This is a genomic window from Pseudomonas sp. Marseille-Q7302, from assembly GCF_965111925.1.
Map to the genome: position 1 here is coordinate 1,939,134 of NZ_CBCOPK010000001.1, position 13,780 is coordinate 1,952,913.

Sequence of the window (13,780 nt, forward strand, 5' to 3'; positions counted from 1 at the left end):
AACCAGTCTCGGCGCTCAGGTTCGTATCGCTGCACCTCTTCTTTCACGCGCTAAGGGCTATCACCTTGGGTTTTTTCGACCGCAAACTGACATTCCTTCGGCAGACCTTCTCCTACGTGGGCTGGTCGGTGTTCTGGCTGCTGCTATGGGACATCGCTATCACCGTCGACTACATGATCTTCGTCGACCAGCGGGCGCAACTGCCCAACATCCCGCTGACCCTGATCGGCTCGGCGCTGATCGTGCTGACCAGCTTCCGCAACACCAGTGCCTATCAGCGCTGGTGGGAGGCGCGCACCCTCTGGGGTGGCATGGTCAACAGCTCGCGCAGCTTCACCCGGCAGGCGCTGACGCTCATCGACGACGGCGACGAACACTTCAACGCCATCAAGACGGTCCTCATCGAGCGCCACCTCGCCTATGTCCGCTGCCTGGCCTGCCAGCTCAGCGGGGATCCGCTGCCCAAGGAGGTACGTACCTACCTGGGCAAGGAGGAGTGGGCGATGCGCAAGGAGACCAACAACTTCGCCAACGCCATCCTCAGCGGTTCCTCCAGCCTGATCGCCCTGGAGTACCGCGCCGGTCGGCTGGACAGCATTCGCCTGGAGCGTCTCGAGGCCACCTTCGTCGACATGTCCAACTGGCAGGGCGGCATGGAGCGGATCGCCAATACGCCCTTGCCCTATCCCTATGTGAACTTCCCGCGGCTGTTCATCTTTCTGTTCTGCGTGCTGATGCCCATCGGCCTGGTGGAAAGTCTGGAGTGGTACACGCCGCTGGCCTCCACGGTGGTGGGTTTCATCTTCCTGGCGATGGAAAAGGTCGGCACCGATCTGCAGAACCCCTTCCAGCGCAGTCGGCACCAGATCACCATGGGCACCATCTGCAACACCATCGAAGGCAATCTGCGCACCATGCTGCGCGATGCCCGTGGCGGTTACGCCTCGGTCAGCGAGATCGTGCGGGATTCGCGGCTGAATTCGCCGGAGAGGGATTCCGTCTGACGGCCTGGGCGGCACCCGGCGGCCAGTACGGCCGGGTGCCCGAACCGGCGCTCTACTTGAAGTCCCACTGCATCTGCGCGGGGATGCTGATGTCCCGCGAGGAGTGCACGCAGACGTCCAGGTAGTCGGTGAAGCGCGGCGGGGCAGCGATGCCTTCGTCGAGCAGGCGCTGATTGTCGAACAGGTAGTTCAGGTCGGCGAAGCCGCCGTACAGCTTGAGCGCGCGCAGCACCAGGCGCGGATTGGCCGGGCCGATGCGTTCGTTGAAGTCCGCGGCCAGTTCCTTGAGGTCGGCACTGTCCACCTGCCGATAACGATCACCCACCGGGGCATCACCCATGGCACCGGCATAGGCTTCGTCGATCTCGCCAAAGGTGCAGGCGCCCGCATTACCCGCGGAGATGTGGTACAGGCTGTAGTTCAGCTTGGGCTTCAGTGCCAGTTCCACCAGGGCTTCGGCGCAGTAGTCCACCGGGATGACATCGATCTGTTCATCGAGGCCGCAGGTGAAGCGCTCCAGGGCGAAGCCCATGCGGAATACCCAGAAGATGCTTCCTGAGGCCTTGCAGCCCGAACGGCGGTGACCCACGACGATGGAGGGGCGCGCCACCACCAGCGGCAGCAGCGGCAACTCATTGCGCAACTTCAGTTCGATGGCCGCCTTGGACGCGGTGTAGTCCACCAGTTGCTGCTCCGGCTCGGGAAAGTCCCAGGTCTCGGCGACCGGCGATTCGCGCTGGGGGCCGCAGGCCATGGCGGTGCTGACATGCAGGAAGCGTTTCAAGCGACGGGACTGGGCGCAGGCCTCGGCCAGGGCGAAGGTGCCTTCGACATTGACCGGCCAGATCTTGGGATTGCGCGAGAAGGAGGCCACTGCCGCGCAGTTGATGACCTCGTCCAGCGCCAGCAGCTGGGGCCTGGCGGCCTCGATCCACTGGGTATCGAGCAGATCGCCGCAGAGGATTTGCTCGGGTTGCAGCCGGGCGGCCAGATGTTCGTCGACGTCGTGCATGCGCAGGTTCTGCAGCAGGCGCTCCAGGCCTTCCGCCTGGGTAGCGGCGCGGACGAGGAATCTCAGGCCTTCGATATGTCCCAGCTCCAGCAGGCGCAGGGTGACGGCGCCGCCGAGAAAGCCGGTGGCTCCGGTGACGAGGATACGGCGCTGCGGGGCGGTGAACTGGATGGAGGAGACGGGAAGCGACATTGGGGAGGGCCCTGGTAGGGTGAACGTGGGCCTAACCTTAAGGTACGTCGCTGAAGGATTTATTAAGGCCGGGGAACCCCTCAAGGCTGGCGTCTTTCTAGATGCTTGCCTTTACCGACCGATACCTGTCTGGAGACCCCTATGGAACTTCCCGTTCACGACCTGACGACCCTTTTCGAGCAACTGGGCCTGGATTCCGATCCGGCTGCCATCGATGCTTTCATCGCCAGCCATTCACCGCTGCCTGACGAGGTGAAGGTCTCGGAAGCCGATTTCTGGTCACCGTCGCAAAAGGCGTTCCTGAAGGACGAGATCATGGAAGATGCCGATTGGGCGCCGATCGTCGACGAGCTGAACGTCCGCCTGCATCGCCATGACTAACGTACAGGGCCGAGTCCTTTCGGCTCTGTAGTCCTTCCCTTTCCGCGTCTGGAGATTTGCCATGAACGCCGTCTATGCCCAGCAGCAGCCGAACGATCCGCCCGTCGCCGACGATGAAGACGAGGTAAGTGAAGAGCAGCTCGACGAATCCGTCGAGGAAACCTTTCCCGCAAGTGATCCTATTTCGCCCTGATGGATGCCTGGCGCCGTTTCGACGGCGCTGTTCCTACCCCTGATCCTGCTTTCTTGCACATTCGTCGTGCCACTTCCCTCCGCTGACCAGTCATTCGCCTTGTGACTGCTAAGGTGATCGCGTCGCGTACGCACTGCGACGGGGCACGCAAGCGGCCCAATGGATCGTTCATCGCAGGGAATCCCATGATCAAGACCTTCTTCGCCACCCTGGCCGGGTTGTTGCTCGCGCTAGCCGTGCCGCTGGCCGTCGCCGACCCCATCGTCATCAAGTTCGCCCATGTGGTCACGGACGACACGCCCAAGGGGCGCGGTGCGTTGCAGTTCCAGAAGCTGGTGCAGGAGCGTCTGGCCGGCAAGGTCAAGGTCGAGGTCTATCCCAGCTCCACCCTGGTAGGCGACGCCGACGAACTGGAGGCCTTGCGCAGCAACCGGGTGCAGATGCTGGCCCCTTCGGTCTCCAAGCTGAATGCGTTGTCCAAGGCGCTCAGGGTCTACGATCTCCCCTATCTGTTCGACAACCTGGAGGCGGTCAAACGCTTCCAGCGCCGTGACAAGAGCCGTGAACTGCTAGGCAGCCTGGTCACCCACGGCATCACCGGGTTGGCCTATTGGAACAACGGTGGCCGTCAGCTTTCCGCCACGCGGGAAATCCACGCGCCTGCCGATCTCAAGGGCCTGACCTTCCGCGTCGAATCTTCCGAAGTCCTCGCCGCCTACTACCAGCAGCTGGGCGCCCAGGCGGTCAAGCTACCGTTCGCCCAGGTCTACGACGCCTTGCGGACCGGCAAGGTGCAAGGCGCGGAAAATCCCTGGTCGAACCTGCTGGGCCAGAAGATCAACACCGTGCAGCCCTACATCGTCGAGGACAATCACAGCTTCTTGACCTATATGCTCATTACCAACACCAGCTTCTGGAACGCTCTGCCCTTCGAGATCCGTAGCGAACTGGAGGCGATCCTCGACGAGGTGACCCAGTCCGTGAACCGCGATGCGGAGGGCATCAACGCCAAGGCTCGCGAGCGGGTGGCGGCATCCGGCACCAGCAAGATCCTGGTGCCAACGCCCGCCGAGCGCGAGGCCTGGCGCGCTGCCGTAATGCCCCTGATCAAGAAATACGAGAGCGAGGTGGGCAGCGACGTCCTGCGGGCCGCCGAGGCGGCCAATCGGCGCTGAGATTGCACGGGCGTCCACCCTGGATTTGCGGCAAACTGGCACGGCGTCATCCCGACAACAAGAGGAATAGCCGTGCAGCACGCGGTCATCAGCGGTAGTGGGCTCTATACGCCGCCCGAAAGCATTTCCAACGACGAACTGGTCGCGTCGTTCAACCAGTGGGCCGGCCAGTGGAACGCCGAGCATGCCGACGCCATCGCCCAGGGCAGCCTGGCGCCCCAGCCGGAATCCAGCGCCGCCTTCATCGAGAAGGCCTCCGGCATCCGCAGCCGCCATGTGGTCGACAAGGCGGGCATTCTCGATCCGGCGCGCATGGTGCCGCGCATCCCCGAACGGACCAATGACGAACCCTCGATCCTCTGCGAGATGGGCGTCGCTGCGGCCCGCGAAGCCCTGGAACGAGCGGGACGTACCGCCGCCGACATCGACGGTGTCATCGTCGCCTGCTCCAATCTGCAGCGCCCCTATCCGGCGGTAGCCATCGAGGTCCAGGCCGCCCTGGGTATCCAGGGCTATGGCTTCGACATGAACGTCGCCTGCTCATCGGCGACCTTTGGCCTGCAGACCGCCGCCAACGCCGTGCAACTGGGCCAGGCCCGGGCGGTACTGGTGATCGATCCGGAAATCTGCACGGGCCACCTCAACTTCCGTGACCGCGACAGCCACTTCATCTTTGGCGATGCCGCCACCGCCCTGGTGGTGGAACGCGCCGACCAGGCCACCTCGGCGCATCGTTTCGAGATCCTGGGCACCCGGCTGTTCACCCAGTTCTCCAACAACATCCGCAACAACTTCGGCTTCCTCAACCGCGCGGCGGAAGAGGGCATGACCAATCCGGACAAGCTGTTCGTCCAGGAAGGGCGCAAGGTGTTCAAGGAGGTCTGTCCGCTCGTAGCCGAACTGATCGCCAACCACCTCGCCGAGCTGGACATTCCGGTCGAGCGGGTGTCGCGTTTCTGGTTGCACCAGGCCAACCTGGCGATGAACCACCTCATCGTCAAACGCCTGCTGGGGCGCGAGCCTGCGCCCAACGAGGCGCCGGTCATCCTGGATACCTACGGCAACACCAGCTCGGCAGGCTCGGTCATCGCGCTGCATCTGCATCATGAGGATCTGGCCAGCGGTAGCCTCGGCGTGCTCAGCTCCTTCGGCGCGGGCTACTCCATCGGCAGCGTGATTCTGCGCAAGGTCTGATCGACGGCAGGAGTCTTCACGGGATGACCGTTGTCGGACCTGGGAAGACATCTTGAGTAAGGGAGACCCCGTGCAGCCAGGAAGCCTGCTCCGGGTACAGCTGCGACAGCTGCGCCCCACCCAGCCCGCGATCGGTCATGACCAGGTGCTGTACAAACTTGGCAAGTACGCCTGCGACCGGCGCAAGCTGTTCGACGACTACTGTGAAGCCAATGGCCAGCACCTGAGTGGTGGATTCCAGCCCAGCACCAGCCTGCGTTCCGCAGGCGATACCCTGGGCGCAAGGCCGCCCGGAACCTACCCGGACGAAATGAAGACCGTCGTCATAGGGCCGGAGCAACAGCTCTATCTCACCGACGGCCACCACACCTTTTCCGCCTTCTGGGAACATCCCGGCGGTGGCCCCGAGACCTGGGTATGGGTCAGGGTCACCGACGATTTCAGTGCGTCCGCGACCATGGCGGAGTTCTGGATTCGCCTGCTGGATGAACGCAAGGCCTGGCTCAAGGATCCCCAGGGGCGGCCGATCCTGCCCGAACAGCTCCCAGCATCCCTGGGGCTCACCGCCATGGCGGACGATCCCTATCGCGCCCTGGTGTATTTCACGCGCCAGATCGGCTACGACAAGCCGCGTACTCCAGACGGTCGGGTATTGCCGTCGGAATTCCTGGAGTTCTACTGGGCCGAATGGCTGCGCATGCTGCTGCCCTTGCAGGGCTACGATCTCGACGATCGCAAGCGCTACGCCAAGCTCGTCGAGCAGGCGGCCAAGTTGATGGTGGCGAACCCCGGCATGCTGATCGGCAGCTCGGGGCGTACCGCGTTGGAGATGGGCGGCTACCGAGCGGTGGACAAGAAGGTACTGCGCAAGCTTTCTGCCAGCGATGGCAAGTTCACCTACCTGCTGGCCGCCCGCGCCCAGCGTGCGGCCCTGTCCCGGGCGATCTAACCGATTCAGGGCATAAGTGTCTGTTACTAGCAGCTTTTTTTCTCTTTGGTGTTGACAGGGGAGGCCGGGCCTCTTAACATGCGCACCGTCCTGACCGACGGGGCTATAGCTCAGCTGGGAGAGCGCTTGCATGGCATGCAAGAGGTCGACGGTTCGATCCCGTCTAGCTCCACCAAATTTCGATTTCGCCTGCGGGGGGAAATCGGTAGAAGGTTTCGTCCCCTTCGTCTAGTGGCCTAGGACACCGCCCTTTCACGGCGGTAACAGGGGTTCGAGTCCCCTAGGGGACGCCATATCAGTCACGTATCCCAGACGTGGCAAGATGCTGTACTTGGGGCTATAGCTCAGCTGGGAGAGCGCTTGCATGGCATGCAAGAGGTCGACGGTTCGATCCCGTCTAGCTCCACCAATTTCGTGATCCGCAAGGGTCGCACCAGGGTAACGTCCCCTTCGTCTAGTGGCCTAGGACACCGCCCTTTCACGGCGGTAACAGGGGTTCGAGTCCCCTAGGGGACGCCATATCGGTCACGTATCCCAGACGTGACAAGATGCTGTACTTGGGGCTATAGCTCAGCTGGGAGAGCGCTTGCATGGCATGCAAGAGGTCGACGGTTCGATCCCGTCTAGCTCCACCAATTTCGTGATCCGCAAGGGTCGCACCAGGGTAACGTCCCCTTCGTCTAGTGGCCTAGGACACCGCCCTTTCACGGCGGTAACAGGGGTTCGAGTCCCCTAGGGGACGCCACACTCGAAAGAAACCGCCTCACGGCGGTTTTTTTTCGTCCGCACGAAAGCCATTCACCAGGGTCTTTCCCAGGTGCCCGTCAGGGCATTGAATTGTGTTAGACCTGTACGCCGAGTCCAAGCAAGGGGAGTGGGATGATCGTCGAGTATCTCTACAGCCTGGCCCAGGTGTCTGCCGAGCAGTGGAACGGTTTGCTGGTGGACGACCAGCCCTTTCTGCGGCATGAATTCCTCTCCACCCTGGAAGACAGTGGCAGCCTGGGGCAGGGGACCGGCTGGCAGCCGGCGCACCAGATCCTCAAGGATGCCCAGGGACAGCTGCTCGCCGCGATGCCGGCCTATCTCAAGGCGCACTCCTATGGCGAATACGTCTTCGACTGGGCCTGGGCCGACGCCTGCCGCCGGGCCGGGATCGACTACTATCCCAAGCTGCTGGCCGCCGTGCCCTTCTCGCCGGTACAAGGCGCACGCCTGCTGGGTGAGTCAGCCGCCTGCGCGACCCTGCTCGACGCCACCACGGGCAGCCTGGCCGGTCTGGAGCTCTCCAGCCTGCACGTCAACTTCACCGACCCCAAGGCCGATGCCGTGCTGCAGGATCGCGATGGCTGGCTGGCCCGCCTCGGTTGCCAGTTCCACTGGCATAACCGCGGCTACCGCGACTATGGCGATTTCCTCGCCGCCTTGACCTCGCGCAAGCGCAAGCAGCTGCGCAAGGAGCGCGATCAGGTTGCTGGCCTGGGGGTGAGTTTCGAGTGGCGCAAGGGCGATGAGCTGAGCGAGGCGGACTGGGACTTCGTCTATGCCTGCTATGCCAACACCTATGAGGTGCGCGGCCAGGATCCCTATCTGACGCGCGCCTTCTTCAGCCTGCTGGCGGAACGGCTGCCCGAGGCCATTCGTGTGGTGCTGGTGCACCAGGGCAGCCGGCCGGTAGCCATGGCCTTCTACCTGAGAGACGGCGACACCCTCTATGGTCGCTACTGGGGCTGCTTGCAGGAGTTCGACCAGCTGCATTTCGAGACCTGCTTCTACCAGGGCATCGAGTACGCCATCGCCGAAGGACTGCAGCGCTTCGATGCCGGCGCGCAGGGTGAGCACAAGCTGATTCGCGGCTTCGAACCTACGCTGACCCGTTCCTGGCACTACCTGGTGCATCCGGGGCTCAGAGCGGCCGTGGCCGAGTTTCTCGATCAGGAGCGAGCAGGGGTCCAGGCTTATGCCCGGCAAGCCGCCGAAGCCTTGCCCTACCGCCAGGAGGATGGCGCGGCCTCATGCTGAACTATCTGTGGTTCCTGCTGGCCGCGCTGTTCGAGATCGCGGGCTGCTACGCCTTCTGGCTCTGGCTGCGTCTGGATCGCAGTCCCTGGTGGATAGTCCCGGGTCTCGCCAGCCTGGTGCTCTTCGCCTTGCTGCTGACCCGTATCGAATCGGCCTACGCCGGTCGCGCCTATGCCGCCTATGGCGGCATCTATGTAGTGGCCTCGCTGGGTTGGCTGGCGCTGGTCGAGCGCACTCGCCCGACCTGGACGGACCTGGCGGGTGGCTTGCTCTGCGTAGCGGGGGCGCTGGTGATCCTGCTGGCGCCGCGGGGCAGCGCCTAGTAGACCGGTAGACGCCTAGTCGGCGAGCAACTCCGGTGGGACATCGCGCTTTAGCACCAGCTGGCACAGGGCGCTGTCCGGATCGAACAGGATGACGGCTTCGCCGGTTTCCAGCGCGCGTCGGGCGCGCTGGGTGCGGGTCGCCAAGGGCGTTTCGTCACCGTTGTCGGTGCCGTCGCGGGTAACGAAGTCTTCCAGCAGGTTGTCGAGGGTGGCGGCAGCGAGCTGGTCGTGGGGGATGATCATGGAGAGGTGCCTGGAAAAAGGCGCCCAGGATACCCCAGGCGCGATAGTCGAACGCTATTTGCTGCTGTCGCCGACGACCTCTTCCAGGGGCGGCAGATGCGTCTGGTTGTCCATCTGGGTGTCCTCCGGCAGCAGCTGATGACCAAAGCGGTCCAACGAGCTGTCGGCGGGCTGGGCATCGCTGTCGAACACCGGTGGGCTAAGCATGTAGCCGGTCAGCAGCTGACTGAGCGCCGCCAGGCTGACGATATGGGTGCGCTCGTAGCCGTGGGTGGCATCGCAGCCAAAGGCGAGCAGGGCGACCCGTACGTCCTGGCCGGAGCTGATCGCCGAGTGGGCGTCGCTGTAGTAGTAGCGGAACAGGTCGCGCCGGACTGGGATGTCATTGCGTTGCGCCAGGCGTAACAGGTGCCGCGACAGGTGATAGTCGTAGGGGCCCGCGGAGTCCTGCATGGCGACGCTGACCCGATGCTCGTCGGACCTCTGACCCGGCGCGACCGGGGCGATGTCGATACCGACGAATTCGCTGACGTCCCAGGGCAGGGCACCGGCAGCCCCTGAGCCCACTTCTTCGGTGATGGTGAACAGCGGATGGCAGTCGATGGGTGGGGTCTGGCCGGTTTCCTTGAGCATCTTCAAGGCGGTGAGCAGGGCAGCCACGCCCGCCTTGTCGTCCAGATGGCGCGAGCTGATGTAGCCGCTGTCGGTGAATTCCGGCAGCGGATCGAAGGCGACGAAGTCGCCAACCTGCACGCCCAGCTGCTCGGTCTCGTGGCGGCTCTTGGTCACGGCATCGAGGCGTAGCTCGATGTGATCCCAGGTCACCGGCATCTTGTCGATCTCGGTATTGAAGGCATGCCCGGAGGCCAGGAGCGGCAATACGCTGCCTCTCAGGGTGCCATCGTCAGTGAACAGGCTGACCCGACTGCCTTCAGCGAAGCGGCTGGACCAGTGGCCCACGGCCGCCAGGCCCAGGCGACCGTTGTCCTTGATCTCGCGGACGATGGCACCGATGGTGTCCAGGTGCGCGGAGACCGCCCGGTCCGGACTCTCCTTATGGCCTTTGATGGTGGCACGGATTGTGCCACGCCGTGTGAGCTCGAAGGGGATGTCGAGTTCGTTGAGCCGTTCGGCGACGTACATGACGATGGTGTCGGTGAAACCGGTGGGGCTGGGAATCGCCAGCAGGTCCAGCAGGACCTTGCGCAGGTAATCCAGATCCGGTTCAGGCAATCGATTCATAGCGGAACCTCCCGGGATAGCGGGAACAACAGGTCGATGAAGCGCTCGGCCGTGGGGCGTGGCTCGTGATTGGCCAGGCCCGGACGTTCGTTGGCTTCGATGATGACGTAGTCGGGTGAGTCGGCGGCGGGGACCAGCAGGTCCATGCCGGTGACGGGGATGTCCAATGCGCGCGCGGCCTGGATGGCCGCGTCGGCGAGCACCGGATGCAGGCTATCGGTGACGTCCTCCAGGATGCCGCCAGTGTGCAGATTGGCCGTCTTGCGCACGGCCAGGTGGGTGCCGGCGGGCAGCACGCTGTCCCAGTCGTGACCGGCGCCGCGGATGGCGCGCTCGGTTTCCTCGTCCATCGGGATGCGCGACTCGCCGCCGGTAGCTGCCTGGCGGCGGCGGCTCTGGGCTTCGATCAGGTCCCTGACGCTATGCTGGCCATCGCCGACGATTTCCGCCGGGCGGCGGATGGCGGCAGCCACCACTTCGTGGCCAATGACCACCACGCGCAGATCGAGGCCCTGGTGAAAGCTTTCCAACAGCACGCGATCGTCATGGCGCTGCGCCGCCTGGATGGCGGTGGCAAGGTGCTCGGCGTCGCGGATATCCACGGCCACGCCCTTGCCCTGTTCGCCATTGACCGGCTTGACCACCAGGGCGCCATGCTTTTCCAGAAAGGCAGTGTTGTCTTCCTCGCTACCAGCCAGTTGCTGCTCCGGTACCTTCAGCCCGGCACGGGCCAGGGTGCGACTGGTCAGCACCTTGTCGGCGCAGAGGGTCATGGTCACGGCGGAGGTGAGATCGGTGAGGGATTCGCGGCAACGGATGCGGCGGTTGCCCTGGATCAGGGTGAAAAGACCCCCTTCGGCATCGTCCACCTGCACCTCGATGCCACGCCGCAGGGCTTCGTCGACAATGATCCGTGCATAGGGATTCAGCTCGGCGGCAGGGCCGGGGCCGAGGAACAGCGTCTGATTGATGCCGTTCTTGCACTTGATGGCGAAGGTCTGCAGCTGACGGAAACCCAGCTTGTCGTAGAGTCGCTTGGCTTGCAGGTTGTCATGCAGCACCGACAGGTCCAGGTAGGCCAGGCCGCGGCTGGCATAGTGTTCGATCAGGTGGCGAACCAGCGCCTCGCCGACCCCGGGCCGGCTGCACTCGGGCGAGACCGCCAGGCACCACAGCGAGGAGCCGCCATCGGGATCCCGGAAGGCCTTGACGTGATTGAGGCCCATCACCGAGCCGATGATGGCGCCGCTGTCATCGTCTTCCGCCAGCCAGTAGACCGGACCGCCCTTGTGCCGGGGCGTCAGCCGCTCGGTGTCGACGGGCAGCATGTGTCGCTGCTGATAGAGCCGGTTGATCTCGCTCCAGTCTTGTGCGGAGCAGGCGCGGCGGATACGAAAGCCGCGATAGATCCGGCGCGCCGGGCGATAGTCGCTGAACCAGACCCGCAGGGTATCGCTAGGATCGAGAAACAGCTGCTGTGGCGCCTGGGCCAGCACCTGGTGCGGTGCGGCCACGTAGAGCGCGATGTCGCGCTCGCCCGGCGTTTCGGTGAGCAGCTCCTTGGCCAGACTGGCGGGATCGGGATAGGTGTGACCGACGAGCAGCCGTCCCCAGCCGCAATGGAGGCAGAGCGGCTGGGAGGTCGGATGGTCGCCTTCCGCCAGGCGTGCCTGCAGCCGTTCGTAGGAGGGCGTCTGGGCACGCTGGAGGCGCTGGTTGTAGCTGGTCGCTTTCATGTCTTGTGCACCCTCACAGTCCGTGTTCGCTCATCCAGAGGTTGAGCGCGGCGAGTTGCCAGAGCTTGGAACCACGCAGGGGCGTGATGCGATCGGCCGGATTGGTCAGCAGTCGATCGATCTCGGCGGTGTCGAACAGACCGCGATCCTGGCTGGGGTCCAGCAGCAGCTCGCGTACCCAGGTCAGGGTATTGCCTTCCAGGTGCTTGAGGCCCGGTACCGGGAAATATCCCTTGGGTCGGTCGATCACCTCCTGAGGAATGACCTTGCGCGCAGCGGCCTTGAGTACCTGCTTGCCGCCGTCGCCCAGTTTGAACTCGGCGGGTATGCGTGCCGAGAGTTCGGCCAGGCGATAGTCGAGGAAGGGCACCCGGGCTTCCAGGCCCCAGGCCATGGTCATGTTGTCGACCCGCTTGACCGGGTCATCCACCAGCATCACGGTGCTGTCCAGGCGCAGGGCCTTGTCGACCCCGGCGCTGGCGCCCGGCTTGGCGAAGTGCTGACGGACGAAGGCTTCGGCGGCGTCTTCTTCCAGGCGTACACCCGCCTGCACGGTGGCGGCGTACTGGGCGTAGTCGCGGTCGAAGAAGGCGGCGCGGTAGGCGGCGAAGGGATCGGCGGCGCCATGCACCTGGGGATACCAGTGGTAGCCGGCGAAGAGTTCGTCTGCGCCCTGACCGCTCTGGACCACCTTGCAGTGCTTGGAGACCTCACGGGAGAGCAGGTAGAAAGCGATGCAATCGTGGCTCACCATGGGCTCGCTCATGGCCGAGAAGGCGCGCGGCAGCTGCTGGATGATCTCGTCTTCGGCAATGCGCAACTGGTGGTGGCGAGTGCCATAGTGGTTGGCGATCAGATCCGAATACTGGAATTCGTCGCCGCGCTCGCCACCGGCATCCTCGAAGCCGATGGAGAAAGTCAGCAGGTCCTTGACGCCCGAGTCGTGCAGCAGGCCGACCAGCAGGCTGGAATCCACGCCCCCCGACAGCAACACGCCCACCTCGCGCGCGGCGCGTTGGCGGACCGCGACGGCATCCTTGAGGCCATGCAGGACCCGTTCGGCCCAATCGTCCAGAGTGTAGCGGCGCTCGTCTTCACGGGGGCCGTAGTCCAGGTTCCACCAGGTCTCCTGATGCTGCTGGCCCGAGGCATCCACGGTCATCCAGGTCGCTGGCGGCAGCTTCTGCACGCCCTTCAGGATGGTGCGCGGCGCTGGCACCACGGCATGGAAGTTCAGGTAGTGGTTGAGCGCGACCGGATCGATGCTTGTGTCGACGTCGCCGGCTTCCAGCAGGGCAGGCAGGCTGGAGGCGAATCTCAGGCGCTTGTCGGTGAACGACAGATACAGCGGCTTGATACCCAGGCGATCCCGGGCGATGAATAGCCGACCGCTGTCTCGCTCCCAGATGGCGAAGGCGAACATGCCGTTGAGCTTGGGCAGCATATCCTTGCCCCAGGCGTGATAAGCCTTGAGCAGGATTTCGGTGTCACCACCGGAATAAAAGCTATAACCCTTGGCTTCCAGCTCGGTACGCAGTTCCGGATAGTTGTAGATGGCGCCGTTGAACACCATCGACAGACCCAGTTCCGGCTCGATCATGGGTTGGCCCGAAGCTTCCGCCAGATCCATGATCTTCAGCCGGCGATGGCCCAGGGCAACCGGTCCCTGGCTGTGGAAGCCCCAGGCATCGGGTCCGCGCTGTTCGAGGCGGTGGGTAATGCGCTCCACCACGCTGATGGCTGCGGGTTGTTGATCGAAACGAAGCTCTCCGGCGATGCCGCACATGGTTCTGTGCCTCTTGAATCCTTGGGATGCGGCGCGGTGAGTTCAATCCCGAACCCGGCGTGCGCATCCAATGCGTGTGGACTTCTCGCGATCCTTGAGAAGCCAATGCAAGGGCGCTGTGCGTGTGGGAGGCGTGGAGCGGACAGGTCGTCTGTCTGGCGCTCCAGGTCTGAACGCACGCATCGACCGACAGCAGGTCTCAGAGAGGGTGGGGTGCCGCCGGTCAGGGCCTCAGGTTACGAGCCCCGGGCACGGCGGATGGTTCCATGCGAATGGCCGTGGCTGCCGCCACCGTCACAGGTGGGGCTGTCGGATCGGCTTCAAT

The 13,780-nt window shown here is 64.0% G+C and carries 13 protein-coding genes and 6 tRNA genes; 14 read left to right on the top strand and 5 right to left on the bottom strand.

Annotation, left to right across the window (positions count from 1 at the left end; genetic code table 11):
* Positions 1–65 precede the first annotated feature (65 nt).
* Positions 66–1,004, top strand: coding sequence for a bestrophin family protein (locus tag ACWPW1_RS08985; protein ID WP_313648727.1), 939 nt, complete (start codon positions 66–68; stop codon positions 1,002–1,004).
* A 52-nt stretch (positions 1,005–1,056) separates the two neighbouring features.
* Here the strand turns inward: ACWPW1_RS08985 and cprA are convergent, their stop codons facing one another.
* Positions 1,057–2,208: a cationic peptide resistance protein CprA gene (gene cprA / locus ACWPW1_RS08990; protein ID WP_454252825.1), complete on the bottom strand. Its 1,152-nt coding sequence runs from the start codon at positions 2,206–2,208 to the stop codon at positions 1,057–1,059.
* Between the two features lie 141 nt (positions 2,209–2,349).
* Here cprA and ACWPW1_RS08995 point away from each other — a divergent pair, with 141 nt between their 5' ends.
* The 13 genes from ACWPW1_RS08995 to ACWPW1_RS09055 all read left to right on the top strand — a co-directional run bounded on the left by ACWPW1_RS08995 (position 2,350) and on the right by ACWPW1_RS09055 (position 8,445).
* Complete coding sequence (locus tag ACWPW1_RS08995; protein ID WP_017641794.1) at positions 2,350–2,589, top strand: DUF2789 domain-containing protein; 240 nt, start codon at positions 2,350–2,352, stop codon at positions 2,587–2,589.
* A gap of 61 nt (positions 2,590–2,650) precedes the next feature.
* On the top strand, positions 2,651–2,782 hold the full coding sequence (locus ACWPW1_RS09000) for a hypothetical protein (RefSeq protein ID WP_257721112.1): 132 nt from the start codon (positions 2,651–2,653) through the stop codon (positions 2,780–2,782).
* Positions 2,783–2,967: 185 nt separating this feature from the next.
* Positions 2,968–3,957, top strand: a complete 990-nt coding sequence (locus ACWPW1_RS09005; protein WP_454252826.1) for a DctP family TRAP transporter solute-binding subunit — start codon at positions 2,968–2,970, stop codon at positions 3,955–3,957.
* Positions 3,958–4,029: 72 nt separating this feature from the next.
* Complete coding sequence (locus ACWPW1_RS09010) at positions 4,030–5,151, top strand: beta-ketoacyl-ACP synthase III (protein ID WP_454252827.1); 1,122 nt, start codon at positions 4,030–4,032, stop codon at positions 5,149–5,151.
* Between the two features lie 70 nt (positions 5,152–5,221).
* A complete protein-coding gene (locus tag ACWPW1_RS09015; RefSeq protein ID WP_082696307.1) occupies positions 5,222–6,100 on the top strand; it encodes a ParB/Srx family N-terminal domain-containing protein in 879 nt (292 codons plus the stop codon).
* Between the two features lie 99 nt (positions 6,101–6,199).
* A tRNA-Ala gene (locus tag ACWPW1_RS09020) sits at positions 6,200–6,275 on the top strand.
* A 42-nt stretch (positions 6,276–6,317) separates the two neighbouring features.
* Positions 6,318–6,393 (top strand) — tRNA-Glu (locus ACWPW1_RS09025).
* A gap of 40 nt (positions 6,394–6,433) precedes the next feature.
* Positions 6,434–6,509: transfer RNA gene (locus ACWPW1_RS09030), tRNA-Ala, on the top strand.
* Between the two features lie 34 nt (positions 6,510–6,543).
* A tRNA-Glu gene (locus tag ACWPW1_RS09035) sits at positions 6,544–6,619 on the top strand.
* Between the two features lie 40 nt (positions 6,620–6,659).
* A tRNA-Ala gene (locus ACWPW1_RS09040) sits at positions 6,660–6,735 on the top strand.
* 34 nt (positions 6,736–6,769) lie between these two features.
* Positions 6,770–6,845 (top strand) — tRNA-Glu (locus tag ACWPW1_RS09045).
* Between the two features lie 134 nt (positions 6,846–6,979).
* Positions 6,980–8,122 carry a GNAT family N-acetyltransferase gene (locus ACWPW1_RS09050; RefSeq protein WP_454252828.1) on the top strand — a complete coding sequence of 381 codons (1,143 nt, stop codon included), beginning with the start codon at positions 6,980–6,982 and terminating at the stop codon, positions 8,120–8,122.
* Positions 8,116–8,445 (top strand): YnfA family protein, encoded by a 330-nt coding sequence (locus tag ACWPW1_RS09055; protein ID WP_059314405.1) that lies wholly within the window; start codon positions 8,116–8,118, stop codon positions 8,443–8,445. Before ACWPW1_RS09050 ends, ACWPW1_RS09055 begins: the two co-directional genes overlap by 7 nt.
* Positions 8,446–8,460: 15 nt before the next feature.
* Here ACWPW1_RS09055 and ACWPW1_RS09060 read toward each other — a convergent pair whose 3' ends face one another.
* Genes ACWPW1_RS09060 through ACWPW1_RS09075 form a run of 4 tightly spaced genes read right to left on the bottom strand, consistent with a single transcriptional unit; the run spans position 8,461 to position 13,455 of the window.
* A complete protein-coding gene (locus ACWPW1_RS09060) occupies positions 8,461–8,691 on the bottom strand; it encodes a YheU family protein (RefSeq protein ID WP_454252829.1) in 231 nt (76 codons plus the stop codon).
* A 54-nt stretch (positions 8,692–8,745) separates the two neighbouring features.
* A complete protein-coding gene (locus ACWPW1_RS09065; RefSeq protein WP_059314406.1) occupies positions 8,746–9,933 on the bottom strand; it encodes an osmoprotectant NAGGN system M42 family peptidase in 1,188 nt (395 codons plus the stop codon).
* Entirely contained in the window at positions 9,930–11,669 is a 1,740-nt protein-coding gene (ngg, locus tag ACWPW1_RS09070) for an N-acetylglutaminylglutamine synthetase (protein ID WP_313648885.1), read from the bottom strand. Before ngg ends, ACWPW1_RS09065 begins: the two co-directional genes overlap by 4 nt.
* 13 nt (positions 11,670–11,682) lie before the next feature.
* The gene (locus ACWPW1_RS09075) at positions 11,683–13,455 is read right to left on the bottom strand and encodes an N-acetylglutaminylglutamine amidotransferase (protein ID WP_454252830.1); all 1,773 of its coding nucleotides are present in this window, start codon (positions 13,453–13,455) and stop codon (positions 11,683–11,685) included.
* Positions 13,456–13,780 lie beyond the last annotated feature (325 nt).

Bases quoted from the DNA above. Each gene is read 5' to 3' on its own strand.
- cprA (WP_454252825.1), bottom strand. From the start codon at position 2,208: ATGTCGCTTCCCGTCTCCTCCATCCAGTTCACCGCCCCGCAGCGCCGT.
- ACWPW1_RS08995 (WP_017641794.1), top strand. From the start codon at position 2,350: ATGGAACTTCCCGTTCACGACCTGACGACCCTTTTCGAGCAACTGGGC.
- ACWPW1_RS09000 (WP_257721112.1), top strand. From the start codon at position 2,651: ATGAACGCCGTCTATGCCCAGCAGCAGCCGAACGATCCGCCCGTCGCC.
- ACWPW1_RS09005 (WP_454252826.1), top strand. From the start codon at position 2,968: ATGATCAAGACCTTCTTCGCCACCCTGGCCGGGTTGTTGCTCGCGCTA.
- ACWPW1_RS09050 (WP_454252828.1), top strand. From the start codon at position 6,980: ATGATCGTCGAGTATCTCTACAGCCTGGCCCAGGTGTCTGCCGAGCAG.
- ACWPW1_RS09055 (WP_059314405.1), top strand. From the start codon at position 8,116: ATGCTGAACTATCTGTGGTTCCTGCTGGCCGCGCTGTTCGAGATCGCG.
- ACWPW1_RS09060 (WP_454252829.1), bottom strand. From the start codon at position 8,691: ATGATCATCCCCCACGACCAGCTCGCTGCCGCCACCCTCGACAACCTG.
- ACWPW1_RS09065 (WP_059314406.1), bottom strand. From the start codon at position 9,933: ATGAATCGATTGCCTGAACCGGATCTGGATTACCTGCGCAAGGTCCTG.
- ngg (WP_313648885.1), bottom strand. From the start codon at position 11,669: ATGAAAGCGACCAGCTACAACCAGCGCCTCCAGCGTGCCCAGACGCCC.
- ACWPW1_RS09075 (WP_454252830.1), bottom strand. From the start codon at position 13,455: ATGTGCGGCATCGCCGGAGAGCTTCGTTTCGATCAACAACCCGCAGCC.